This window comes from Nocardioides sp., assembly GCF_030019515.1.
Classification (GTDB): domain Bacteria; phylum Actinomycetota; class Actinomycetes; order Propionibacteriales; family Nocardioidaceae; genus Nocardioides.
This window is the reverse complement of the sequence record NZ_JASEEQ010000015.1, coordinates 1-24805: the sequence shown is the minus strand read 5'-3', so window position 1 is coordinate 24805 and position 24805 is coordinate 1. Positions and strand designations below refer to the sequence as shown.

Here is a 24805-nt window from a genome sequence, read left to right as displayed (position 1 = left end):
GATCATCCTTCCGGCTGGGTGGTGCTGGAGAGATTGAGCGTCTTGCCGGGGTCCACGACCGGGGGCATCACGAACATGTCGCCGGTGATGGTGGTGGTGAACTCCCCGCCCTCGGAGCCGCTGGCCAGCGAGACCGCGGTGACCAGGTAGGCGCGGGGCATGTGCTCGAGGTTCTCCAGCAGCCGCTGGGTCTCCTCGTAGGTGCCGGTGACGGCGACCGTCACGGTCTGCCGGGCCAGCAGCTGTCCGCCGGCGGCGGGCGCGGCGCCCGGGTCCGCGGCGGGATCGGTCGTGGCGTCGGTCGCCGCGGCGGCCGCGGGAGCGGCCGCGTCGGCGGTACCGAGGACCGGCGGGGTCGGGGTCAGCGTCGTGACGCCCTGTGGGCCGATGCCGGCGCCCACGGCGGCGGCGGTGACCTCCTCGAACATGCCCGGCTGGTCCGCGGTCGGCGGGAACAGCTCCGCGAGCCGGCGCGCGTCGCGCCGGGTCTCCGCGAGGTTCTCGCGCTGCTGCTCCAACACGGCGAGCTGGCTGGTGAGCAGGGCGTTCTGGTCACGCACGGTCGTGACCTGCTCCCGCGCCTGGGCCAGGGCGTCGGTCTCGGGGCCGACCACGAGCTGCCAGCCGAGCCCGACGACGACGAGGAGGGCGAGGGAGCCGACGACCTTGGTCGCCCCCGGGGTGGCGAGGTCCATCACGAGCCTCCCTCAGCGGTGTCCGGGGCGGCGGCGGTGGCGTCGGCGGGGGCGGCGGCGTACCGACCGCTGTAGACCTTCTCCGAGAGGCCCACCGACCCGCTGAACGTCACCGCCTCGCCGTCGCCGGTGGTGGTCGTGGAGATGAACGGCTCGACGAACAGGTGCGAGGCGCCGAGCGCGATCACCATGTCGCCGACCTCGGCCCGGCTGCCCGCCGTACCGGAGAGCGTGACGCAGCCGACGACGGTGCGGGTGTTGAACGGGTCCGGGCCGGGGCAGGCCGAGACCGCACCCGCGACCGCCGCGCCGCCCACGGCGGCTGTCGCGGCGATCGTCACCGCGACCGTCGTGAGCTGCGCGCCCGGCGGGGTGGCGTCGCGCACGCCGTCGAGCACGTCGGAGATGTAGACCTCGCTGCCCATCGCCGACTCCACCGTGCGCTGCTGCACCGCGACGCCGTTCACGAACGTGCGGACGGGCGCGAGCACCTGGGTCTGCCCGGTCAGCCGCGTGGTCTCCGCCTGCTCGACGGCGACCAGCTTGCGGGTCTCCTCGACCCGCAGGTGCTGGAACGCCCACGCGCCGCCGACCAGCAGCAGCATCACGACACCGCCGGCGACGAACCGCTGCCGGAGCCTGCGGACCGCCAGCCGCGCGAACGCCGACTCCGAGAGCAGGTTGACCGACGGCAGGCCCGCGGCCTCCGGGCGCCGGCGGCTCATCGGGCCGCTCCCACGCAGAGACCGGCGGGCACCGCGAGCGCCGGCAGGTCCACGTCGGCGAGCCGGAGCCGGCCGGGGGCGCGGACGTGACCGAGGACGTCGAGGCGGTCGACGGGTACGCCGAGCCGCTGGCCGAGCAGCTCCTCGAACCCGCCCAGCTGGGCGCCGGACCCGGTCAGCAGCACCCGGCCCACGGCCGTGCCGGCCGTGCCGGCCGGGTCGCCGGCCTCGGAGCCGCCGGGGTGCTCGGGGGCCGAGTCGCGGTAGAAGTCCAGGGTGGTGCTGATCTCCTCGGCGAGGCCGCGGGCGGCCGCGTCGACGACCTGCTGGGCGGCGTGGTCGAGGCCGTCGGTGCGCGGGCTGAGGCTGGTGACCTGGCTCGGGTCGAGGTGGGCGTGGCCGGGGAGGCCGACGTACACCTTGGTGCGCTCGGCGTCCTCCCAGGTCCAGTCGTAGCGCTGCTGGACCGCCCCGGTGATCGAGTCACCGCCCACGCCGGGGATCATCCGCACGTAGCGCGGGACGCCGGCGGTGTGCACGACGACCGACACGACGTCGGAGCCGATGTCGACGATCGCCTCGGTCGCCGCGGCGCCCTCGGCCAGCGTCGGGGTGCGCGCGCGCAGCAGTGCGAACGGCAGCAGGTCGACGGCCTGGATCCGCAGGCGGGCGTGGCGCGCGGCGTCGACGAAGGAGTCGACCATGTCCCGCGACGCGGCGACGAGCAGGATCCGCGCGACCCGGCGCGTCGAGCCGTCCTCGTCCACGACGTCGAGCTCCTCGAGCAGGTGGTGGTCGAGGTTGGCCTCGTCGACCGAGAACGGGAGCACGTCCTGGACCTGGTAGCGCAGCGCCTTGCGGAAGTCCGCCGGCGGCATCCAGTCGAGGTCCAGCTGGCGCACCAGGACCCCGGCGTTCGCGACTCCCAACGCGACGTTGCGGGACCCGAACTTCCCCTTCGACCAGAGCTCCTTGAGCGCCTCGGTCAGGGCCTCGCCGTCGGCGACCACGCCGGCCCGGACCACGCCGGCCGGCAGCGGGAGCTGCGCGAAGCGGCGCAGCGTGAGGCGGCGGCGTCCGGGGACGAACTCGGCGGCGCGGACACCGGAGCTGCCGATGTCCAGTCCGACCAGGGTGCGTGACATGGATTCCTCGAGATGACGGCGTGGGGGATGGGCGCAGTGCGTCACCCGAGTCATCGGTCGCCCCGGCCCCCGACTTGACCGTTCGCCGCAGGTTTTCCCGGGTGGTCGGCGGCACCTGCCGGTCCGATGCCGGCCGTGCTCGCAGGCAGACCGGGCCCGGACGGATGTTGGTTTCCCCGGGTACCCGGGGAAACCTGCACTGTTCGGCCGAAACTTCAGCCGATAAGTGCAGGGATTGCCCGATCGCCTCGGTCAGGCGGCGCGGGCCGACAGGGCTCGACGAATCATCGCCGCAGTCCGCACCGGGTCGGCGAGGTCGGCCCAAGTGATCCGGATGCAGCGCCAGCCGGTGAGGCGACAGATCATCGACTCGCGCTTCTTCTCCGCAACGACGACGTCCGAAGCGCGCTGCCCTTCCTTCAGGAGCTTCTCGTACTTGACCTTGCCGTCGAACTCCAGGAAGACCCCCAACGCGGGCCACGCGAAGTCGACGCGAGCGACGACTCGACCGGTCTCGTCCCTGATCTCGTACTGGGGGATCGGCATCGGGAGGCCCTCGTGGAAGCAGAGGTAGTAGGAGCGACATTCGCCGATCGACTCGAAGCGAGGATCGGACAGCCTCAGCGCGAGGTCGGTCCTGAGGGTCTCGGGCCACTGTTGCATCGACTCGTACCGCGCTCGGAGCTGTTCCATGGTGGTCTTGCCTTCGTGCAGCAGGTGGCTGATCACGCAGATGCTGGCCTCGACGTCCGCGACCGTTGTCACTTCAAGTGCTTGGCGGGTCGGAGACATCACCATCAGCCCGTCGCACTCGAGCACGTCGCCCTTCAGGATCGCACCACTGTGCTGCGAGACGCCCGCCTCCGACCGCCCGCCCTTCCCGTCCAACCTGGTGACGTGCACGAGGTCCAGGTTGATGCCCCAGGTCGGCGCGCCGATGAGCGGGAGTCCCGACGCGTGCGAGACCACGACCTTCGTCCGCGACTGCGCCACGACGGCACGCGCCACCAGGGCATGGCGCCCGGCCCGGTCCAGGGCGTTCCACGTGGCTGACTCGGTGTAGGCGCCGTGTCGGATCTTGACCCAGTCGCCGCCCTTGACGCGGTTGGCGATGGCCCTGTCGGTGTAGCCGTCAGCAATCAGCTGCTTGCGCAGCATGATCCGCCCGCGGCGGGGGTCGGTCATCGGGATCATCATGCGGGTCATCTGCCCGCGACCGGTCGCCGGAAAGCCTGTCAGTTCTGCGCCTGTGGAGAACGGCGTGGCGCCCTGAGCGGCCTGGGAGCCGGCGAGGATCGCGCCGTACAGGCAATGCCTGCACTCTTCGGCCGAAGTTTCACCCGAAGAGTGCAGGTTTCCCCGGGTACCCGGGGAAACCGACGGCGGACCCCCGGGCGTACCTCGACCGGGCACCACACCGACGTGGTACACAAGGGGCCGTGAGCAGCCCCCGGGATCCGAGCGCGGCCCCGTTGCGGATCGCGCCCTTCCTCCAGGCCGTGGTGGTCAACCACGGCTCCGACCTGCACGTGAAGGTCGGCAGCCCGCCGCGCGTTCGCATCTCCGGGTCGCTGGTCCCGCTCCAGGTCGACCCGCTGACCGCCGACCAGGTCGAGGAGCTGGTCCGCGAGACCATGCCCGCCGACATCGACGCCCACTTCAGCGCCACCAACGAGGCCGACTACGCGCTCGCCGTACCCGGCATCGGCCGGTTCCGGGTCAACGCGTTCCGGTCGCGGGGCGCGGTCGGCTGCGTGCTGCGGCTGGTCGGCGACGAGCCGCGCTCCCTGGCCGACCTGGCCCTGCCCGAGGTGATCCACCGCCTCGCCCTGGAGCCCCGCGGCCTGGTGCTGGTCACCGGCCCGACCGGGTCGGGCAAGACCACCACGCTGGCGGCGATGGTCGACGCCGTCAACGAGGCGCGGCCGGTGCACATCCTCACCATCGAGGACCCGATCGAGGTGATCCACCGCGACAAGGTCGCGGCCGTCAACCAGCGCGAGCTCGGCACCGACACCGCCGACTGGGCGGTCGCGCTCCGGGCCGCGATGCGGCAGGACCCGGACGTGATCCTGATCGGCGAGATGCGCGACCCCGACACCGTCCGGGCCGCCCTCGCCGCCGCCGAGACCGGCCACTTCGTGATGTCGACGCTGCACACCACGGACGCCAAGGAGACCGTCAACCGGATCATCGACTTCTTCCCGCCGCACGAGCAGAAGCAGGTGCGCCTGGGGCTGGCCGCCTCGCTGCGCGGCATCGTCTGCCAGCGACTGGTGCCGCGCGCCGACGGGCAGGGCCGGGTGGTCGCGATGGAGGTCGCGGTGAACACGCCCCGGCTCGCCGAGGCGGTCGCCGACCCGGACCGCACCGACACGATCCCCGACATCGTCTCCGACGGCGCCTACTCGGGCATGCAGACCTTCGACCAGCACCTGGTCCGGCTGGTGCTGGACGGCTCGGTCTCCGTCGCCGACGCCAAGCTGGTCAGCTCCAACACCCACGACTTCACCGTGATGCTGAAGCGAGCCGGGGTCGACCCGGCGCTGGTCGACGCGGAGCCGCCCCGATGAGCCCGATCCGATGACGGGGTCTCGCCGCCGCCCGGTGGTCGACGCGATGGCCTCCGAGCAGCTCGCCGGGCTCGATCTCGAGACCCTGCGCGCCTACCGGCACCGCCTGGAGGCCGAGGAGGACCGGGTGTCCTACTGGCGCCGGCTGGTGCACGCCCGGCTCGACCTGTTGGCCGCCGGCTCCAGCGCCGACCACCTGCTCACCGTCGAGGACCTGGTGCGGATCCTCGGCGACACCGGCACCGGCGGCACCCGCCGGGCACTGGTGAGCGTCCGGGCGGCCGACCCGCTGCCGGAGCTGCCGGAGCTCAGCGAGATGTGGGGCACCGAGGTCGACCCGCACGACCCCGAGCAGGTCGCGGACGCGGTCGAGCGGCTGACCGACGCCGAGCGACAGCTCACGACGTACCGCCGGGCCCTCCACGAGCGCATCGACGAGGCCACCGGCGAGCTGATCGTGCGCTACCGCGCCGACCCGGCCGCCGCGCTGTCCGTCATCCCCCAGGAGTAGGACCGCGACCCGCCGGCTCGCCCTCGGGGCTCAGGCGACGACGCGGAGGACCTCCTCGATCGAGGTGCGGCCCTGCAGGACCTTCTGCCAGCCGTCCACCTTGAGGGTGGTCATCCCCTGCTCGCGTGCGGTGCGGCCGATGTCGTCGGTCGACGCGTGCGCGACGGCGAGCCGGGAGACCTCCTCACTCACCGTCATCACCTCGTGCAGCGCCATCCGGCCGCGGTAGCCGGTCTGCGAGCAGGAGGAGCAGCCGACGTGCCGGTACAGCACCGGCACCTCCTCGCCCTCCTGCCACGGGAAGCCGATGCGCAGCAGCTCCTCGGCGTCCGGCTGGTAGGCCTGCTTGCAGCGCTCGCAGAGCGACCGGCACAACCGCTGGGCGAGGACGGCGTCGAGCGCGGACCCGACGAGGAACGGCTCGATGCCCATCTCGACCAGCCGCGTCACCGCCGAGGGGGCGTCGTTCGTGTGCAGGGTCGAGAGCACCAGGTGGCCGGTCAGCGCCGCCTCGACGGCGATCTGGGCGGTCTCGTGGTCCCGGATCTCGCCGATCAGCACGATGTCGGGGTCCGAGCGCAGGATCGAGCGCAGCGCGGAGGCGAAGGTCAGGCCGGCCTTCGCGTTCGTCTGCACCTGGTTGATGCCGGGCAGCCGGTACTCCACCGGGTCCTCGACCGTGATCACGTTGACGTCGGGCCGGTTGAGCAGGTTGAGCGTCGCGTACAGGGTGGTCGACTTGCCGGACCCGGTCGGACCGGTCGCCAGGATCATCCCGTAGGGCTTGGTGTAGGAGGAGCGGTAGCGCTCGTAGTTCTCGTTGCTGAACCCGAGGTCGTCGAGGCCGAGCTGGGTGTTGGAGGTGTCGAGGATCCGGGCGACCACCTTCTCGCCCCACACGGTGGGCAGGGTCGCGACGCGCAGGTCGATGCGCCGGCCCTGGTGGGTGACCGACATCCGGCCGTCCTGCGGGACCCGCCGCTCGGCGATGTTCATCTCGGCCATGATCTTCAGGCGCGAGATGACGCCGTTCTGGATGCTCTTCGGGGAGCGGTGGGCGTCGTGCAGCACGCCGTCGATGCGGTAGCGGACCCGCATGTCCCGCTCGGTCGGCTCGATGTGGATGTCGGACGCGCGGTCGTTGATCGCCTGGTTGATCAGCAGGTTGACGAACCGGACCACCGGCGCCTCGTCGGAGACCTCGGTGAGGGTCGCGAGGTCGTCGACCGCGTCCTCGGGCGCCAGGTCCGAGGTGATGTCGGACAGCTCGCCCTCGGCGCGGTAGACCTGGTTGATCCGAGCCTCGATGTCGCTGCGGCCGGCGATCGCGAAGCGGACCCGGCTGCGGGTCAGCCGGCTCAGGTCGTCCTTGAGCTCGATGTCGCCGGCCTGACGCACGCTCACGGCGACCAGCAGCTCGCCGTCCTCGAGGACCAGCGGCAGTACGCCGGTGCGGCGCGCGAACTCCGCGGGCAGCAGGCTCACGGCCGCCATGTCGACGATGAAGTCGGTGATCTCGACGTACTCCAGGCCCGCCGACGCAGCGGCGGTTCGGACCACGGTCGTGCGGTCCACCCAGCCGCTGTCGAGCAGCACCTCGAGCACGTTCTGCGACCGCTCGTCCGCGAGCCGGCCCGCCTCGTCGAGCTGGTCGCGGCTGATCCAGCCGCCCTCGACCAGGGCGCGGACGGTGTCTCCCGAGGTCTGCGCGCGCACCGTCATCCGATCATGTCGTAGATCTTGAACATCGGCATGTAGAGGGCGACGATCATCGACCCGACGAGGCCGCCCAGGAACGCGATCATCAGCGGCTCGATCAGGGCGGTCAGGCCCTCGGTCATCGACTCGACCTCGGCGTCGTAGAACTCCGCGATCTTCGCGAGCATCGCGTCGATGGCACCGGACTCCTCGCCGGAGGCGATCATCTGCACGACCATCGGCGGGAACACGTCGTGGTGGCTGAGCGGCCCGGCCACCGACTCGCCCTGGCGCACGGACTCCTTGACCTCGGCCAGCGCCCGGCCGATCACGACCGACCCGGTCGTGTCGGAGACGATGTCGAGCGCCTGAAGGATCGGGACGCCGGCCGAGAGCAGCGTGCTGAGGTTGCGGGCGAAGCGGGCCAAAGCGAGCTTGCGGAACAGGTTGCCGAAGACGGGCACGCGGAGCTTGAGGGGGTCGACCACGTTGCGGACCTGCTCGGTGCGGCCGTAGCGGCGCCACCACCAGATGAGTGCGCCGGTGAGCACCGCGCCGACGGGTACGACGTACTTCATTGCCGCCGAGAGCATCACCAGGATCTTGGTCGGCAGCGGCAGCTCGCCGCCGAGGTCCTCGAACATGTGCTGGAAGACCGGGACGACGAAGATCAGCAGCGCGATGCACATCAGGATCGCGAGGAAGAACACCACGGTCGGGTAGGTCAGCGCGGCCTTGATCTTGCTGCGCAGCTTGACCTCGGCCTCGAAGTTGTCGGCGATCTGGCGCATCGCGGTGTCGAGGAAGCCGCCCGCCTCGCCGGCCCTGGCCATGCTCACCATGAGCGGCGGGAACACCCGCGGCCACTTGCCCAGGGCGGAGGACAGGCTGTGCCCGGCCTCGACGTCCTGCTTGACCGCCCGCAGCACCTTGCGCAGCTCGGGGTTCTCGACCTGCTCGGCCATGATCGCGAGCGCGCGCAGCATGGTCAGGCCGGCGTCGATCATGGTCGCGAACTGCCGCGCGAAGACCGCGAGGTCGCGCGGCTTGATCCGCTTCTTGAGGCCCAGCTTGATCTCGCGCTGCATGCCGACGTTGGCGGGGCGCACCTGGAGCGGGACGTAGCCCATCGCCCGCAGCCGGTCGGCGACGGCGGCCTCCGAGGCCGCCTCCACCTTGCCCTCGGTGAAGCGGCCCTGCGCGTCGCGGACCTTGTAGGCGTACTGCGTGGTGCTGGCCACGGCTACTGCCACCCGGCCGGGGCGCGCTTGACGTCGGAGGCGACCAGCGTGTCGTAGTCGGCCCGGTTCGAGCTGTGCTCGAGGCCGGCGGCGTACGTGATCCGGCCGGCCTTCACGAGCGCGGCGAGGTGGGCGTTGAGGGTCTGCATGCCGTCCTTCGCGCCCGCCTGAAGGGCGCCCTGGATCTGCTGGAGCTTGTCGTCGCGGATCATCGCCCGGATGCCGGAGTTGCAGACCATCACCTCGACGGCGGCGGCGCGGCCCTGTCCGTCGGCGGTCTTGACGAGGGTCTGGCACACGACGCCCTGGAGCGTCGCGGCGAGCTGGGTGCGGACCTGCTGCTGCTGCTCGGCGGGGAACACGTCGACGACGCGGGTGATCGTGTCCTGCGCGGACTGGGTGTGCAGGGTCGCGAACACCAGGTGGCCGGTCTCGGCGGCGGTCAGCGCGACCGAGATCGTGTCCAGGTCGCGGAGCTCGCCGACCAGGATCACGTCCGGGTCCTGGCGCAGCACGTGCTTGAGCGCGTCGCGGAACCCGTGCGTGTCACCGCCGACCTCGCGCTGGTTGACCAGGCAGCCCTGGTGCTCGTGCAGGAACTCGATCGGGTCCTCGATGGTGACGATGTGACCGCGCCGGCTCCGGTTGATCCGGTCGATGATCGCGGCCAGCGTCGTCGACTTCCCGGACCCGGTCGGGCCGGTGACCAGCACCAGGCCGCGCTTGAGGTCGGTGAAGCCGGCGACCGCCTCGGGCATGCCGAGGTCCTCGAGCGGCACGATCTCCCACGGGATCATCCGCATCACGGCGCCGAGCTGCTCGCGCTGCTGGAAGACGTTGACGCGGAACCGGGCGTGGCCCGGGACGGCGTACGCGAAGTCGAGCTCGAGCTCCTCCTCGAACACCTTGCGCTGCCGCTCGGTCATCACCCCGTAGAGCGTGCGGCGGAGCTGCTCGCCGTCCATCATCGGGTAGCCCTCGATCGCCTCCATGTCGCCGCGCAGCCGCACCGTCGGCGGCGCGCCGGCGGTCAGGTGCAGGTCGGACGCCCCGACCCGCAGCACGTGGACCAGCAGGTCGTCGAGGTTCACGTTGGCGGAGGGGGCGGCCGGCGCGGAGGGTACGACGGGCGCGATCGGGGTCACGACCGGTGCCGCCATCGGGGCGGCCACGGGGGCCACGGCGGGCGCCGGCGCGGTGGCCGGGGCGGCCGCGGGCGCGGTCGTCCGGCGAGCGGCCAGCGGCAGGCCGAAGCCGTTCGTCGGTGCGTCGTTCAACAGGTCCTCCGAGCGCGGGACTGATGAGGGGTCATCTGGGTCATCGGCCGGTGGGGGTGCCGGCTTGAGGGAGTTGTCGCGTCGGGTCAGGACAGCCCGCGGTCGTCCTCGCGGTACGAGCCGGCCCGGAAGTCGAGCAGGGCCGGGCTCGTGTTGGCGAGGAAGCAGGTGTCCATCGAGGCGTCGAGGTTGCCGACCAGGTTGACCTTGTCAGCGTAGATCGTGCCGATGAAGGCCGCCGTGCCGTTGGCCTTCACCACCTGGCCGTACGGCGCGCTCGAGGTGAGGAAGATCGAGGCGAACAGCCGTTGGTTGGAGTTGATCTTGACGTTGCCCCCGTCGACCACGATCAGCAGCGAGCGCGACGTGCACAGCGGATCGGTGTCGGACAGGTTGGCCGCCCGGCCGAAGGCGGTGTCGCTGATCTGGTTCAGGTCGACGGTGCCGCCGAGGTCCGAGCCCTTCGTGAGGTCGAAGAACATCACCGCGTTCTCCTCGTCCGGGGTGGACCACCCGTCCGAGCTGGTCCAGTAGTTGTCCTGGGACCGGGCGACGCTGCGCAGCTGGTCGAGCTGGGTCGGGCTGAGGGCGGGGTCCTTGAGCCTGAACAACTTGGCGAGCGTGGCGTCATCCTTGACGAACGACCCGACGACGTCGGTGTCCGGCCCGGCGTCGACGTTCTGCGGCCCGTAGTACTTGGGGTAGCTGGTCTGCACGGACTCGCACGGGGTGTCGACGAGGCTGCCGCCCGCCCGGTCCTGGTCGTAGGGGTACGCCGTGCTGCACGGGGCGGAGGTGACGTTGTTGCCGGTGCCGGTCACGTGGATCAGGCCACCCTGCGTCTCTGAGCAGTGCTGGCCCGAGCCGTGAGCGGTGGTGATGTAGTCGGAGGTGTGCACGCCGATCGGGATGCCGTACGCGACGTCGATCTGGCCCGGCACCATCGCGATCTTGTCGCGCTCCCAGACGCAGCCGGTCGAGAACACGCTCTGCCGGGTGACGCTCGCCGAGCCGCCACCGCTGATCGTGTGGGCGAAGATGCCGCGCGGCACCTCGGTCGTGGTGACGCTGACGTCCGCGAGCACGGTGCGCGAGGCGGATCCGGCCGCGCCGCCGGTCGAGTGGATCCGGTACAGCCCCGGGTCGTTGACCGGGTACGGCGAGACCGCCTCGATCCACACCCGGTACGACTCGCCCGCGCCACCGGGCAGCGAGACCGTCGTCGGCGCGTCCTGGTTGCCCCACGAGTTGCCCGTGCAGCTCGGCGAGCAGCGCAGCGGGCGCACTCCCGCGCTGCGCAGGTAGGTCATCGCCTGCGCGACTCCGGCGTCCGCGGCGTTGACCGCGGACCCGGCCTGCTGGGCCCGCCACGACGAGCGCAGGTTGTCGATGGTGAGCACGGCGACGGTCGAGGCGAGCCCCGTGATCAGCATGAGCGCCATCATCGTCAGGATCATCGCCGAGCCGCGGTCGTCGCGGCGCCGGGTCCCGGGTCGGGACGTCGTCGGGGGGGTGCGCGTCACCGTCAGCTCCTGTTCCGGAGGTCGATCTGGGTGTGGTAGGTCTGCTCGCCGCTGCCGTCGCGGACCGCGATGGTCACGCCGACCAGGTCGATGTGGAGCAGCTCGGTCCCGTCGGGCTGGTTGTTCTGGTTGCCGACCGGCGCGCCCTTCTGGTCGAGCTCGAGCCAGGTGGTGGTGCCGTCGCCGTTCGCGTCGTACGCCCACTCGCTGCTGTCCAGCTCGAGCTCCACCGAGGCGACCGTGGCCGCGAGCACCGGCCGGGCGGTGTCGCAGTCGGTCGTCGAGCCGAGCGTGAGCTGAAGCGTGGCTGGCGACCAGCAGTAGGTCAGCACCTCGGGATCTGTGGCGGCGGTGTCGCGGACGCCGTCGCCGTCGAAGTCGGTCCAGAAGGTGAGCGCCATCGAGGAGGACGGCCCCGGAAGAGTGACTGCCTCGATCCCGGCCGACTGCCGCAGCTCGCGGGTCAGCCGCTCCATCGCCGTCCGGGTCTCCTCGGTGATCCCGGCGCGGGTCCGGGTGCTCGCGGTGACCGAGTCGGTCGACAGCGCCATGCCCAGGAGCAGTGACCCGATCAGCGCGAACAGGCCCATGCTGACCAGCACCTCGATGAGCGTGACCCCGCTGTCGGCCCGCGGGCGGCGCAGCCACCTCATCGCGCGTCCAGGGCCGAGCAGCCGACCTGGCCGAGGCTCACCGAGACGGCCGAAGCCTGGTCCACGGTGCCGTCGGGCAGCACCCGCACGGGCTGGCTGGTGAGCTTGAGGACGCCGGACAGCGAGACGGCGGACAGCCCGTTGGCGGCCGTCCGCTCGACCGTGTCGGGGACCAGCGCCGACCAGGAGGCGACGTAGTTGCCCAGGTTGTGCCCGCTGCCGAGGCCGAGGGTCGCCGGGTCGATCGCCGCGAGGTCGTCAGCGGTCAGCGAGGGGGTGATCGCGAGGACATCGACGTAGCTTCCGGCGACGTCCGGCTCGGTGGCCGGGACGTATCGGCGTACGACGGCCTTGTAGTCGAACGTGGGTGCCTGCGCGACGTGGCCGGCGCCGCTGACCACGCACCGTGCAGTCGCCCGGATCAGCTCGATCTGGAGCACGCCGTCGGGGGCGAACGAGGTCGGGAACAGCGAGATCGTGCTCGCCGAGCTCACCGCGCAGGCCTCTGCCGTGGGGGTGGCGTCGGTCATCGGCGTCGTGCGAAGGAACCCCGACGAGCGGATCAGCGCCGGCGCCCCGGTACCGGACGGCGCGCAGGTCGCGCTCACGCCGCTGGCGGTGGCGGTGGCGGCGGCGTCGAGGCGGACCAGCGGGGCGATGAGATCCAGTCCAGGTCGGTAGTCGGCAGCCGCGCCGCTCTCGAAGGAGAGCCCCAGGTTGGTCAGGTCGGTGAGCCGGGCCTGCATCGGGTTGGCCGCCGACCCGACGTTCGGGAGCCCGTCGGTCGCGCTCACGGCACCGAGGTCGACCTGGCTGGTGCCCCAGCAGGCGAGGCCGCAGGTGCCGTCGATGCCGCCGGCGGGGGCGGGCAGGATCCCCACGGCGGAGGGCGCCGCGACGGTCGTCGAGGCCCCGGCCCCCTGCTCGCCGGTCGCGAGGCCGGCGGAGGCCGCCGTGAGGCTGGCGGTGGCGGTGCTCGCGAAGGTCAGCGATCCGGCGAGGCTGAGCAGCCCCGCCTGCAGCGACTCGGCGCCGTTGGTCGCCGTGATCGAGCCGATGTCGACCGCAGCCGCCGTGGCGGCGAGATCGATCCGCCTGGCCGCGGCGGGCTGGTCGGCGATCTGGGTGTACGTCGTGACCGGCCGGGTCTTGCCCTGCCGCTCGTAGAGGACGGTGACGGTGACGCCGATCTGGGAGGAGACCGGGCTGTCGCGCCCGGCGCTCTGGGTGTTGTAGCCCGAGGGCGGCGCCAGTACGTCGGAGCTCCCGTCGGACTTCGGCGCCGAGAGGAACTGGGTGTCGACGACGACCTGGGAGCCCGCGAGCGGATCGGTCCCGGTGGCCGGGTGCGGGACCACGTAGCGGTACATCTCCCCGGACTGCGGCTCGTAGGAGCAGCGGGCGCCGTCGGCCGGGACGTAGCCGGTCCACGCGGTCGTCGGCGTCGCCAGCCCGTCGGGGTCGGTGCAGGTGATCGGCCCGGGGGTGGTGAGGTTGCGGAAGTAGTAGTCGAGCACGTCGCGGTAGTCGCCGGCCTCGGGGGCGACGTGGTAGGGCAGGTTGCGCATCCGCTCGAGCTGCCCCTGGGCCACGCCCTTGGTCTGGGTGACCAGCCGGGACGTCTCCCCCGACCTGATGCCCACGAGCAGCTGGGGCACCACCGCGGCCATCACCGTCATGATGATCCCGAGCGCGACGATGATCTCGATCAGCGTGAAGCCGTCGTCGGGGCGGTGGTCAGCTGAGCGAGACACGGCCGGTCAGCTGTTCGACGTGGAGGGTGTAGACCTTCGAGGATCCGGTCCGGGTCACCTGGACGGTCCCGCTGGTCGCCGTCCCGCGGGAGTAGAACGTGACGCCGGGCCCGCCGGAGCCGACGAAGGTCGGGGACGTGAGGTGCACCTGGGGCCCGTCGGTCCGGAACGGTCCGTCGACCTGGGCCCCGAGCGCGGCGCAGGTGCCGCGGTGCACGGCGTACTCGTCGTCGGTGGTGTCGAAGAGCACGCACATCGCGGTGCCCTCGGTGATCGCGCGCTGGTGCGTCGAGCGGAGCAGGGTCTGCAGCTCACGGGCCGTGCCGGACTGCTCGCTGGCCCGGGACCAGCGGTCGTAGCCGCCCACGGAGATCGCCATCAGGGCACCGAGGAGCGCCACGACGACGATCACCTCGATCAGCGTGAACCCGCTGTCCCGGTCAGGCTGCGACACCGACGGATCCTCCGAGCACCCATGTGCGGACATCCCGACGCGGATGTCCCTGACCTCGTGTCATCGGCACGAGGGGGGTCCGACTTGAGGTGGTCCGCGCGAGTTTCCGGGGCGCGTCCGAATTTTTCCGGGTCGGCCCTCAAGGCGGTCGTCCCCGGCGCCGAAGCAGTGGATGACAAATGCGGCCCACCGGCCTGCCGGTACGGATCCCGCACGACCCCCAGCACGACCTTTCCCCCACAGGAGAACCAACATGCTTGCTCGGATGCAGAAGTCCCTGAAGGAGAAGGACCAGGGCTTCACCCTGATCGAGCTCCTCGTCGTCATCGTGATCATCGGCATCCTCGCCGCGATCGCCATCCCGCTGTTCCTCAACCAGCAGAAGAAGGGCGTAGACGCATCCATGAAGTCGGACGCCAAGAACGCGGCGACGGCAATTCAGACGTGGCTCGTCGACCACCCGACCACGGCCGTTCCGGAAGAGACCGCATGCAGCACCTCCGCTACCGGATGCACCGCAACGACCGCACCGGCCGTGCTTGACGGCTTCAAGGTCAGCTCCGGCAACGCTGTGCACATCAAGGGTGCAACGGGCGGCGTCTACTGCATCGACGTCAAGAATGCCTCATCGTCGGAAGCCGCGAACTACATCAAGTACGACTCGTCCGCCGGTGGTCTCCAGTCCACCTTCTCGACTGCAGCCTGCGCCTGACAGGTCGTCCCACGTCGGTGCCGGGTGGCTTGCACTAAGCCGCCCGGCACCGAACCTACGCTCCATCTGCGGAGGACCCATGCAGATCGTGACCGGCGACCCCGCACCGACCGTTGAGCGGGACGAGGCGGTCCGGCTGCTGCGCGAGATGGCGGCGGTGGTCCGCACCCTCCTCGGCGCCCCGGCCCCCGCGCCCTCCGTGGCCGCGCCGGCGCCATCCGCTCCCCCGGCCGCCAGGCCCGACCCAGTGCCCGCACCTGCGCCGGCCCCGCCCGTCGGGTTGCCGGTGCCTTCCCTCGCCGTACCACCACTCGCCGTTCCCTCCCCCAGCGGCCCCCTGCCCGACCCCGAGGAGCGCCGCTCGCTCGCGGCGCTCCAGGAGATCGCCTTCCTCGACGAATAGAACCCGGACCATGACCTCACGCCCCCTGCTGCGGCTTGCCGCCTGCGTCGTGACGGTCGGGACCCTCGGGTCCACGCTCCTGGCGAGCCCCACCCCCGCGGCGGCCGCGACGCCCACGAGCAGCACGGCCCAGCAATCGGTCGACGACGCCCGGGCCACCTACGAGCAGCTCCGCGCCGAGGTCGCGGCGCTGAGCGCCCAGCGCGACCGGCTGGCTGAATCCGCCGCCGGCGCCGAGGCCGAGGCCGCCCGGCTGCGCGCCGAGGTGGCCGGCGACGACCACGGCTTCCTGCAGGCCGTCGGCGACCTGGTCCGGCCCGGCCCCTCCGACCTGGACCGCGCCACCGAGGCCGCCGACGACGCGGTGTTCGCGCGCGACCTGGTCGACCTGGTCGACACCGCGCTCGCCGAGCGGATCACCGAGACCGAGCAGGCCCGGGTCGCGTGGGAGCGCGCCGAGCGCCGGCAGGCCCGGGTCGAGGCGGCGTGGAGCGCCGGCCAGGCGGCGGAGGCCGCGGTCCGGCGCGCACAGTTCCAGGCGGCGTACGCCGTCACCGACCCCGCCCAGGACCGCCGCAACCAGCGGGCGCTGCGCGCCTGGGAGGACTACCTGCGGCTGCTGGCCGACAACGCCGTCGTCCCGCCCCGCCTCGCGGACCTCGCCGGGGGGCCGAGAGCCCCGCTCGAGCCGCTGCGCGACGCGCGCAACGACGTGTCCCCGGGTGTCGCCGTCCTCGACCCGCCCGGTCGCCCGGCGATCACCGTGCTGTCCGCCGAGGCGGTCCGCGCGGTCTCGGACGCGTTTCACCGACTCGGGCTCCCCGAGGTTCCCGGGGCGATCGACCCCACGGCCTACGCCTGCGGCGGCCTGGTCGCGAACGCCTGGGGGGCGTCCGCGTCGGTGGAGCCGCTGCCGGCCGACGTCCCCGGCCAGTGGGACGCCCTGCGCACCGTGCCCGGCGCGTCCGTGCAGGTGGGCGACGTCGTGGTCCTCGGCAGCCGCCGCGACGGCCTCGGCACCAGCGGCGTGTACATCGGCCGCGACCAGGTCGTGGTCGCGGACCCGTCGACCGGCGTCGCGGCGGTGCGGCCGCTCGCCGGCCCCGTGCTGGGAGTACGCCGGGCCGGCGTCGAGAGCGGCGGCCACCACGCCGCGCCCCCGGCCGGCGGCACCTGCGGCGCGACCAGCCTGGCGCCGGACACCGTCACCGGAGGACCGCTCGGGCTGCCGGTCTCGCCCGGCAGCTACCACCTGACCGCCGGGTTCGGCAGCCCCGGACCCCTGTGGTCCACGGGCGTGCACACCGGCCTGGACTTCGCCGCACCGGTCGGCACCCCGGTCGTCGCCGCCGGCGCCGGCACCGTCACCGTGCAGCACCCCGCCTGGGCCGGCACGCTCGTCCGGATCGACCACGGCGGCGGGGTCCAGACCTGGTACGCCCACCTCTCCCGCGTCGACGTGGCCTCCGGCCAGGTCGTCGCCGCCGGGGACCCGGTCGGCCTGGTCGGTGGCCGCGGCAACGCCAGTGGACCGCACCTGCACTTCGAGGTGCGGCTCGACGGCGACGCCTACGACCCGGCCCTGGTCCTCGACGTGCCGGAGCGGCCGCGCCCGACGTACCCCAACGGCGAGCTGCCGGCCGACGCGCTCTGCCCGGCGACCTCCGACGGCGCGCAGCAGCTGCGCTGCGACGCGGCGGTGGCGTTCCGGCTGCTCGCGGCGGCGTACGCCGGCGACCTCGGCGCCACGCTCTGCATCACCGACTCCTACCGCTCGCGCGCCGGGCAGGAGCGGGTGTTCGCCACCAAGCCGGGCCTCGCGGCCTCCCCCGGCACCTCCGTGCACGGGCTCGGGCTGGCGGTCGACCTGTGCGGCGGCGTCGAACGGTTCGGCAGCACCGAGAACGACTGGCTGCTCGGACACGGCCCCGGCTACGGCTGGGTACACCCGGGCTGGGCGGCCGCCGGGGGCAGCCGTCCGGAGCCGTGGCACTTCGAGTACGCCGGCGGGCTGGCCTGAGCCTGCGCCGCAATCGCCACGCGAGCCGATAGCCTGGCCGCGACCAGCGGAGGTGCGCGTGCAGACCGACAACACCGTCGACGGCCTGTGGCAGCGGTTCAAGCAGGACGGCGACCGCGAGGCCCGGGACCGGCTCGTCGTGCACTACTCGCCCCTGGTGAAGTTCGTAGCCGGCCGGGTCCGCTCCGGGCTTCCCCCGGCCGTCGAGCAGGCGGACCTGGTCTCCGACGGCGTGATCGGCCTGCTGGATGCCCTGGACAAGTTCGACCCCGAGCGCGGCTTGCAGTTCCAGACCTACGCCGTCTCCCGGATCCGCGGCGCGATGGTCGACGGCCTCCGGGCGGCGGACTGGGTGCCGCGCTCGGTGCGCGAGAAGATCCGCGACATCAACACCGCCCAGTCCGAGCTGGAGCGCAGCCTGGGTCGCACCCCGAACGACACCGAGGTCGCTGCCCGACTCGGCATCAGCGTCCGCGACCTGCGCAAGATCTACAGCCAGACCGCCCACACCAGCGTCGTCAGCTTCGAGGCCGTGCTCGACGAGGAGGAGACGCCGCGGGCCACCACCGACCTGCCGGGCGCCGACGACAACATCCCGCCGGGCTTCCTGAGCGCGGTCCGGGAGCTGCCCGAGCGCGACCAAGTGGTCGTGGCGCTGTACTACTGGGAGCGGCTGACGCTGGCGGAGATCGGCCAGGTGCTCGGTGTGAGCGAGTCGCGGGTCAGCCAGCTGCACAGCCGCGCGACGCTCGCGCTGCGGCGCAAGCTGCTCCAGGCCGCCGGCTGATCCCGGCGTCGACGTGACCGGCCGGAAGTACCGCGATCCCGGGTCCGCAAATCCCAGGGCTAGACCGGTTGCCGGCCGATACGTTCTCCGAAGAGGGGGAACCGTGCGAGTCAAACGTCCGTCACCGGCAGTCGTCGCCCTGTGGCTGGCGATGACCGTCCTGGTGTTCGCCCACCTGATGGTCGGCTACGGAACCGCTTTCGACGTCACCTACCTGGCCGCCGTCTGGTTGGCTCCCCTGGTCGCCTGGATCGGCACCGCGAGCAGGCCGCCGGGGGCCCGGCTCGTGCCGGGCCTCCGTGCGGATGGGCCGGATGCTCCAGTGGGAGGTCGTCGCGCGTCGGGAGCTGGCGGCGGCGTTGGAGGCGTCGCGGGTGAAGTCGACGTTCCTGGCGACGATGAGTCATGAGATCCGGACCCCGATGAACGGGGTGATCGGGTTGACCGGGTTGTTGGAGTCGACCGATCTCGACGAGCGGCAGCGCCAGTACGCCGAGGGGGTGGCCAGCGCCGCGAACGCGTTGATGACGATCATCAACGACATCTTGGACTTCTCCAAGGTCGAGGCGGGCCGGCTGGACCTGGAGACCATCGACTTCGACCTGGTCCAGGTGGTCGAGGAGGTCGCCGAGCTGATCGCCGAGCCGGCCCAGTCGAAGGGGCTGGAGCTGTTGGCCTACTGCTCCCCCGAGCTGCCCACCCGCCTGCGGGGCGACCCGGGCCGGCTGCGGCAGGTACTGCTCAACCTGGCCTCCAACGCGGTCAAGTTCACCGCCCGCGGCGAGGTCCTGGTCCGCGCCAGCCTCGAAGCCAGCCTGAACCCCGGCCCCCACACCGACCCGGACGCCGACACCGGCCTTGGTGGGGTGGTGGTGCGGTTCGAGGTCACCGACACCGGGATCGGGATCGAGGAGGCCGACCGCGAGCGGCTCTTCGAGCCGTTCTCCCAGGCCGACTCCTCCACCACCCGCCGCTACGGCGGCACCGGCCTCGGGCTGGCCATCAGCGAGCACCTGGTCACCGCGATGGGCGGCCAGATCGGCGTCGAGAGCCACCCCGGCCGCGGCAGCACCTTCTGGTTCACCCTGCCCCTGGGCCTGGCCGACGACCCCTCCACCAGCACCCACCGCACCGAGGAGCTCGCCGGCCTCCGGGTCCTGGTCGTCGACGACAACCAGGCCAACCGGCTGATCCTGCACGACCAGCTCACCGCCTGGGGCCTCGACGTCGACCTCGCCGAGGACGGCCCCGCCGCCCTGACCGCCCTCGCCGACGCCCACCGCACCCACCGACCCTTCGACCTGGCCGTCCTGGACCTGTGCATGCCCGACATGGACGGCCTCGAGCTCGCCCACCGGATCTCCGCCGACCCCACCCTCGACGGCCTCGGCATGGCCCTGCTCACCTCCGGCGGCGAGGTCAGCCAGACCGACGCCCGCGCCGTCGGCATCGCCGCCTCCATGACCAAACCCGTCCAGCTCTCCCGACTACGCACCACCCTGCACGACATCATCGGCACCCGCCGCGAACCCACCGCCCTCCAGATCCCCCCGACCCCCATCGGCCGCGGCCGGATCCTCGTGGTCGAGGACGGCGAGCTCAACCAACTCGTCGCCGTCGGCATCCTCGAACACCTCGGCTACACCACCGAAGTCGCCGACAACGGCGTCACCGCCCTCTCCGCCATGGGCCGCACCCACTTCGACGCCGTCCTCATGGACGTCCAGATGCCCGGCATGGACGGCTTCCAAGCCACCCGCGAGATCCGCCGCCTCGAAGGCGACGTCCACCACACCCCCATCATCGCCATGACCGCCAGCGCCACCAACGACGACCGCGACCGCTGCCTCGCCGCCGGCATGGACGACTACATCTCCAAACCCATCAACCCCCACACCGTCGAAACCGTCCTCGGCCACTGGGCCACCAGCACCTGACCGACCGGCGACACCAGGCCACACCGTGAGAGCGTGGCGTCATGAGCTCCGCGACTCCCGCGACCGGCATCGTGTTCCGCCCACAGTCCCCGCCCGAGGAGCTGTTCGCCGTGGTGGCGCACGCGGAGGCCGCGGGGATCGGGCAGCTGTGGCTGTGGGAGGACTGCTTCCTCGAGGGCGGCCTCACCACCGCCGCCGCGGCGCTCGCCCGGTCGGAGCGGCTCGTCATCGGGGTCGGCCTGCTGCCGGTGCCGCTGCGCAACCCGGCGCTCGCCGCGATGGAGATCGCGACCCTGGCCCGGATCTTCCCCGGGCGACTCGTCGTCGCGCTCGGCCACGGCGTCCAGGACTGGATGGCGCAGGTCGGTGCCGCCGTCGAGTCCCCGATGACCCTGCTCCGTGAGCACCTGGCCGCGGTCCGGTCGCTGCTGGCCGGTGAGACCGTCCAGGCGCAGGGGCGCTACGTGCAGCTGGACCGGGTGGCGCTGGACTGGCCGCCACCGACGCCGCCCCGGCTGTTGGTCGGCGGGCGCGGGCCGCGCACCGTCACGCTCGCCGGCGAGGCCGCCGACGGCGTCCTCCTGGACTCGGTCACCGACCCCGACGTCGTACGCCGGGCCCGTGAGCTGGTCGGTCCCGCCCACCTGGCGGCGTACACGCCCGTCGACCCGCGGGACGGATCCGACCTCGGCGCCCGGATCCGGGCCCTCGGCGACGCGGGGGCGGACACCGTGATCCTCCAAGGACCGGGCGACCACCCCGACCCGCGGCCGCTGATCGACGCACTGGCAGCCGTCGTCTGAGGTCGGGCCCCTCCACTATCGTCGGCGTCCATGCAGGCGCTGACCGACCTCTGGCAGGCCATCCCGGACCCGTTGCACGACCCGGTGGCCCTGGCCGCGCCGTTCTTCCTGCTGTTCGTCACCCTGGAGGGCCTGGCGGCGTACCTGCTCGAGGACGAGCGCCCCGTCGCCGACCGCCGCGCGCCCGACGGCCGGGCACTGCCCCTGCCCGGCGGCTACGACCGACGCGACGCCGTGGCCAGCATCTCGATGGGGGCCGTCTCGGCCGTGACGATGACGCTGTGGAAGGCGGCGGCGCTGGTGCTCTACGCGGCGCTGTTCGCGTGGGTCGCGCCCTGGCAGCTGCCCGTCGACGCGTGGTGGACCTGGGCGCTCGCGATCCTCGGCGTCGACTTCTTCTTCTACTGGGCACACCGGGTCGCCCACCGGGTCCGCCTCGTGTGGGCCACCCACCAGGCGCACCACTCGAGCGAGTACTTCAACTTCGCGACCGCGCTGCGGCAGAAGTGGAACAACTCGGCCGAGATCGTCGCCTGGCTGCCGCTCCCCCTGCTCGGTGTGCCGCCGGCGCTGGTGTTCCTCGGCTTCTCGGTGAGCCTCGTCTACCAGTTCTTCGTGCACACCGAGCGGGTCGACCGGCTGTGGCGGCCCGTCGAGCTGGTGCTGAACACGCCCTCGCACCACCGGGTGCACCACGGCACCGACCCGGAGTACCTCGACCGCAACTACGGCGGCATCCTGATCGTCTGGGACCGGCTGTTCGGCTCCTTCCAGCCCGAGCTGCACCGGCCGACGTACGGCCTGACGACCCCGGTCGGCACCCACCGCATCCTGCGCCTGCAGACCCACGAGTACGCCGCGATCGTCCGCGACGTGCGCGCCGCGCCCACCCTGCGGGACAAGCTCGGCTACGTCTTCGGCCCGCCGGGATGGCGCCCGGCGGCGGCCGACGGCAGCGGCGCACCCACGACACCCGCGCAGCTCGGACGCTGATCCGGCTCGGAGCCCTCGGGCTTGGCGACCCTCGGTCGTCGCCACCCGCGGCCGACAGGGTCGAAGGTCCCGGGATCGCAGGGCCCTCGAACCCAGGACTGGACCGGCTCCCGGCCGATAGCCTCATCTGAGAGGGGGAAGCGTGCCGCACCGACCGTCGTCGTGGGTCGTCGCCCTGTGGGGGGTGACGGCCCTACTCGTCGTGGCGCACCTGATCGAGGGCCTCGGGCCCTTCGGCGACACGACGTACCTGATCGGTGTCTGGCTGGGCCCGCTCGTCGGCCTGGTCGGGACGATGCGCACCCCGCGAGGGCTCCGGCTGGTCCCCGGCGTGCTCACCGCCGGGCTGGCGCTCTCCGCGCTCGGCGACCTGGGGTGGCTGATCTACGCGTGGGCCGGCCAGGACCCGGACGTGTCGTGGGCCGACCTGCCCCACTTCCTCAGCTATGTGGCCATCGGGACGGCGATCTCGCTGGCCATGCTCCGGCGCAGCAACGGCACGTTCCGCACCGACCTGGACTCGGTCATCGACGCGTTGACGATCGTCGTGATCAGCCTGCTGATCTTCTGGACCGTCTCGATCCAGGACATCGTGTTCGACCACGCGGCGTCGGTGCCGACCCGCCTGATCTGGGTGAGCTACCCGGTTTTCGACGCCGTCCTGCTCGCGCTCGTCCTCCGCGCCATGTCGGCACACCGCACCCGCCAGGTCGTCGGCCGCGGGCTCGCACTCGGCATCGCGTGCTGGCTGATCGCCGACGTCGGCTACTTCACGCTGCCCCTCGAGGGAGCCGTCTCGGCCCTGCTCGACGTGGGCTGGATGCTCAGCGTGATCCTGATGGGCGTCTCGACGCTGCGCCCTCCGCTGGTCCTCGACCCCATCGAGGACGAGCAGGTGATCGCGCAACCGCCGCTGGCCAAGCTCGGGATCGCCATCGGCCCGATGCTCGTCCCCCCGGTGCTGTTGCTGGTCAGCAAGGCCCTCGGGCACGACCGGGAGGTGGCGATCGCGACCGGCATCCTCGCGATCGCGCTGATCGCCTTCTGGCGCACCGAGCGGCTGCTGCGCTCGGAGTACCGGACCCGTCGGGAGCTGGCGGCGGCGCGGGATGCGGCGTTGGAGGCGTCGCGGGTGAAGTCGACGTTCCTGGCGACGATGAGTCATGAGATCCGGACCCCGATGAACGGGGTGATCGGGTTGACCGGGTTGTTGGAGTCGACCGATCTCGACGAGCGGCAGCGCCAGTACGCCGAGGGGGTGGCCAGCGCCGCGAACGCGTTGATGACGATCATCAACGACATCTTGGACTTCTCCAAGGTCGAGGCGGGCCGGCTGGACCTGGAGACCATCGACTTCGACCTGGTCCAGGTGGTCGAGGAGGTCGCCGAGCTGATCGCCGAGCCGGCCCAGTCGAAGGGGCTGGAGCTGTTGGCCTACTGCTCCCCCGAGCTGCCCACCCGCCTGCGGGGCGACCCGGGCCGGCTGCGGCAGGTACTGCTCTACCTGGCCTCCAACGCGGTCAAGTTCACCGCCCGCGGCGAGGTCCTGGTCCGCGCCAGCCTCGAAGCCAGCCTGAACCCCGGCCCCCACACCGACCCGGACGCCGACACCGGCCTTGGTGGGGTGGTGGTGCGGTTCGAGGTCACCGACACCGGGATCGGGATCGAGGAGGCCGACCGCGAGCGGCTCTTCGAGCCGTTCTCCCAGGCCGACTCCTCCACCACCCGCCGCTACGGCGGCACCGGCCTCGGGCTGGCCATCAGCGAGCACCTGGTCACCGCGATGGGCGGCCAGATCGGCGTCGAGAGCCACCCCGGCCGCGGCAGCACCTTCTGGTTCACCCTGCCCCTGGGCCTGGCCGACGACCCCTCCACCAGCACCCACCGCACCGAGGAGCTCGCCGGCCTCCGGGTCCTGGTCGTCGACGACAACCAGGCCAACCGGCTGATCCTGCACGACCAGCTCACCGCCTGGGGCCTCGACGTCGACCTCGCCGAGGACGGCCCCGCCGCCCTGACCGCCCTCGCCGACGCCCACCGCACCCACCGACCCTTCGACCTGGCCGTCCTGGACCTGTGCATGCCCGACATGGACGGCCTCGAGCTCGCCCACCGGATCTCCGCCGACCCCACCCTCGACGGCCTCGGCATGGCCCTGCTCACCTCCGGCGGCGAGGTCAGCCAGACCGACGCCCGCGCCGTCGGCATCGCCGCCTCCATGACCAAACCCGTCCAGCTCTCCCGACTACGCACCACCCTGCACGACATCATCGGCACCCGCCGCGAACCCACCGCCCTCCAGATCCCCCCGACCCCCATCGGCCGCGGCCGGATCCTCGTGGTCGAGGACGGCGAGCTCAACCAACTCGTCGCCGTCGGCATCCTCGAACACCTCGGCTACACCACCGAAGTCGCCGACAACGGCGTCACCGCCCTCTCCGCCATGGGCCGCACCCACTTCGACGCCGTCCTCATGGACGTCCAGATGCCCGGCATGGACGGCTTCCAAGCCACCCGCGAGATCCGCCGCCTCGAAGGCGACGTCCACCACACCCCCATCATCGCCATGACCGCCAGCGCCACCAACGACGACCGCGACCGCTGCCTCGCCGCCGGCATGGACGACTACATCTCCAAACCCATCAACCCCCACACCGTCGAAACCGTCCTCGGCCACTGGGCCACCAGCACCTGACCCGAACCCGGCCCCCGCCGGGTCGTGTGCCCCACAACGCGCCACAGCACGTCCTCGAGCACACGACCCCGAACCCGACGGCGCAGCGCCTCAGACGTTGAAGCGGAACGATCACGCGGGGTTGCGGTGGTCGTTGGTCATGGCCGGTCAAGGCCGGAAAACACGGGCTGACCTGCAAAGACGCGTCCAACGAGCCGTCGAACGCG

The 24805-nt window shown here is 72.1% G+C and carries 21 protein-coding genes; 10 read left to right on the top strand and 11 right to left on the bottom strand.

What is annotated here, in order from left to right; genetic code table 11:
- Nucleotides 1–2: 2 nt before the first annotated feature.
- The 4 genes from QMC84_RS18610 to QMC84_RS18595 form a co-directional block, all read right to left on the bottom strand.
- Nucleotides 3–695, bottom strand: coding sequence for a hypothetical protein (locus tag QMC84_RS18610; RefSeq protein ID WP_300377337.1), 693 nt, complete (start codon nucleotides 693–695; stop codon nucleotides 3–5).
- Nucleotides 695–1420 carry a PilN domain-containing protein gene (locus tag QMC84_RS18605; protein WP_300377335.1) on the bottom strand — a complete coding sequence of 242 codons (726 nt, stop codon included), beginning with the start codon at nucleotides 1418–1420 and terminating at the stop codon, nucleotides 695–697. The genes QMC84_RS18610 and QMC84_RS18605 overlap by 1 nt, the downstream gene beginning before the upstream one ends.
- Nucleotides 1417–2565 carry a type IV pilus assembly protein PilM gene (pilM, locus tag QMC84_RS18600; protein WP_300377333.1) on the bottom strand — a complete coding sequence of 383 codons (1149 nt, stop codon included), beginning with the start codon at nucleotides 2563–2565 and terminating at the stop codon, nucleotides 1417–1419. The genes QMC84_RS18605 and pilM overlap by 4 nt, the downstream gene beginning before the upstream one ends.
- A 252-nt stretch (nucleotides 2566–2817) precedes the next feature.
- Nucleotides 2818–3981 carry a hypothetical protein gene (locus tag QMC84_RS18595; protein ID WP_300377331.1) on the bottom strand — a complete coding sequence of 388 codons (1164 nt, stop codon included), beginning with the start codon at nucleotides 3979–3981 and terminating at the stop codon, nucleotides 2818–2820.
- A 23-nt stretch (nucleotides 3982–4004) separates the two neighbouring features.
- Between QMC84_RS18595 and QMC84_RS18590 the strand changes: the two genes are divergently transcribed.
- Nucleotides 4005–5138, top strand: a complete 1134-nt coding sequence (locus QMC84_RS18590) for a PilT/PilU family type 4a pilus ATPase (RefSeq protein ID WP_300377329.1) — start codon at nucleotides 4005–4007, stop codon at nucleotides 5136–5138.
- A gap of 10 nt (nucleotides 5139–5148) precedes the next feature.
- A complete protein-coding gene (locus tag QMC84_RS18585; protein WP_300377327.1) occupies nucleotides 5149–5649 on the top strand; it encodes a hypothetical protein in 501 nt (166 codons plus the stop codon).
- A gap of 30 nt (nucleotides 5650–5679) precedes the next feature.
- On the opposite strand, the gene QMC84_RS18580 is transcribed toward QMC84_RS18585, so the two are convergent.
- From QMC84_RS18580 to QMC84_RS18550, 7 genes are all read right to left on the bottom strand, one after another.
- Entirely contained in the window at nucleotides 5680–7371 is a 1692-nt protein-coding gene (locus tag QMC84_RS18580) for an ATPase, T2SS/T4P/T4SS family (RefSeq protein ID WP_300377325.1), read from the bottom strand.
- On the bottom strand, nucleotides 7368–8588 hold the full coding sequence (locus QMC84_RS18575) for a type II secretion system F family protein (RefSeq protein WP_300377323.1): 1221 nt from the start codon (nucleotides 8586–8588) through the stop codon (nucleotides 7368–7370). The genes QMC84_RS18580 and QMC84_RS18575 overlap by 4 nt, the downstream gene beginning before the upstream one ends.
- A gap of 2 nt (nucleotides 8589–8590) precedes the next feature.
- Entirely contained in the window at nucleotides 8591–9865 is a 1275-nt protein-coding gene (locus QMC84_RS18570) for a type IV pilus twitching motility protein PilT (protein ID WP_300377321.1), read from the bottom strand.
- A gap of 86 nt (nucleotides 9866–9951) precedes the next feature.
- Nucleotides 9952–11388: a pilus assembly PilX N-terminal domain-containing protein gene (locus tag QMC84_RS18565; RefSeq protein WP_300377319.1), complete on the bottom strand. Its 1437-nt coding sequence runs from the start codon at nucleotides 11386–11388 to the stop codon at nucleotides 9952–9954.
- 2 nt (nucleotides 11389–11390) lie between these two features.
- Nucleotides 11391–12041: a prepilin-type N-terminal cleavage/methylation domain-containing protein gene (locus QMC84_RS18560; RefSeq protein ID WP_300377317.1), complete on the bottom strand. Its 651-nt coding sequence runs from the start codon at nucleotides 12039–12041 to the stop codon at nucleotides 11391–11393.
- Entirely contained in the window at nucleotides 12038–13795 is a 1758-nt protein-coding gene (locus QMC84_RS18555; protein WP_300377315.1) for a type II secretion system protein, read from the bottom strand. The genes QMC84_RS18560 and QMC84_RS18555 overlap by 4 nt, the downstream gene beginning before the upstream one ends.
- Nucleotides 13779–14249 (bottom strand): GspH/FimT family pseudopilin, encoded by a 471-nt coding sequence (locus tag QMC84_RS18550; protein WP_300377314.1) that lies wholly within the window; start codon nucleotides 14247–14249, stop codon nucleotides 13779–13781. The genes QMC84_RS18555 and QMC84_RS18550 overlap by 17 nt, the downstream gene beginning before the upstream one ends.
- A gap of 265 nt (nucleotides 14250–14514) precedes the next feature.
- Between QMC84_RS18550 and QMC84_RS18545 the strand changes: the two genes are divergently transcribed.
- From QMC84_RS18545 to QMC84_RS18510, 8 genes are all read left to right on the top strand, one after another.
- The gene (locus tag QMC84_RS18545; protein WP_300377312.1) at nucleotides 14515–14961 is read left to right on the top strand and encodes a prepilin-type N-terminal cleavage/methylation domain-containing protein; all 447 of its coding nucleotides are present in this window, start codon (nucleotides 14515–14517) and stop codon (nucleotides 14959–14961) included.
- A 79-nt stretch (nucleotides 14962–15040) separates the two neighbouring features.
- Nucleotides 15041–15364 (top strand): hypothetical protein, encoded by a 324-nt coding sequence (locus QMC84_RS18540; RefSeq protein ID WP_300377310.1) that lies wholly within the window; start codon nucleotides 15041–15043, stop codon nucleotides 15362–15364.
- Nucleotides 15365–15374: 10 nt separating this feature from the next.
- Nucleotides 15375–17384, top strand: coding sequence for a peptidoglycan DD-metalloendopeptidase family protein (locus tag QMC84_RS18535; protein ID WP_300377308.1), 2010 nt, complete (start codon nucleotides 15375–15377; stop codon nucleotides 17382–17384).
- A gap of 58 nt (nucleotides 17385–17442) precedes the next feature.
- A complete protein-coding gene (locus QMC84_RS18530; protein WP_300377306.1) occupies nucleotides 17443–18171 on the top strand; it encodes a FliA/WhiG family RNA polymerase sigma factor in 729 nt (242 codons plus the stop codon).
- A gap of 314 nt (nucleotides 18172–18485) precedes the next feature.
- On the top strand, nucleotides 18486–20108 hold the full coding sequence (locus tag QMC84_RS18525; RefSeq protein WP_300377304.1) for a response regulator: 1623 nt from the start codon (nucleotides 18486–18488) through the stop codon (nucleotides 20106–20108).
- Nucleotides 20109–20149: 41 nt separating this feature from the next.
- Nucleotides 20150–20911 (top strand): LLM class flavin-dependent oxidoreductase, encoded by a 762-nt coding sequence (locus QMC84_RS18520; RefSeq protein ID WP_300377302.1) that lies wholly within the window; start codon nucleotides 20150–20152, stop codon nucleotides 20909–20911.
- Nucleotides 20912–20941: 30 nt separating this feature from the next.
- Nucleotides 20942–21904, top strand: coding sequence for a sterol desaturase family protein (locus QMC84_RS18515; RefSeq protein ID WP_300377299.1), 963 nt, complete (start codon nucleotides 20942–20944; stop codon nucleotides 21902–21904).
- Between the two features lie 142 nt (nucleotides 21905–22046).
- Nucleotides 22047–24599 (top strand): response regulator, encoded by a 2553-nt coding sequence (locus QMC84_RS18510; RefSeq protein ID WP_300377297.1) that lies wholly within the window; start codon nucleotides 22047–22049, stop codon nucleotides 24597–24599.
- Nucleotides 24600–24805: the final 206 nt, after the last annotated feature.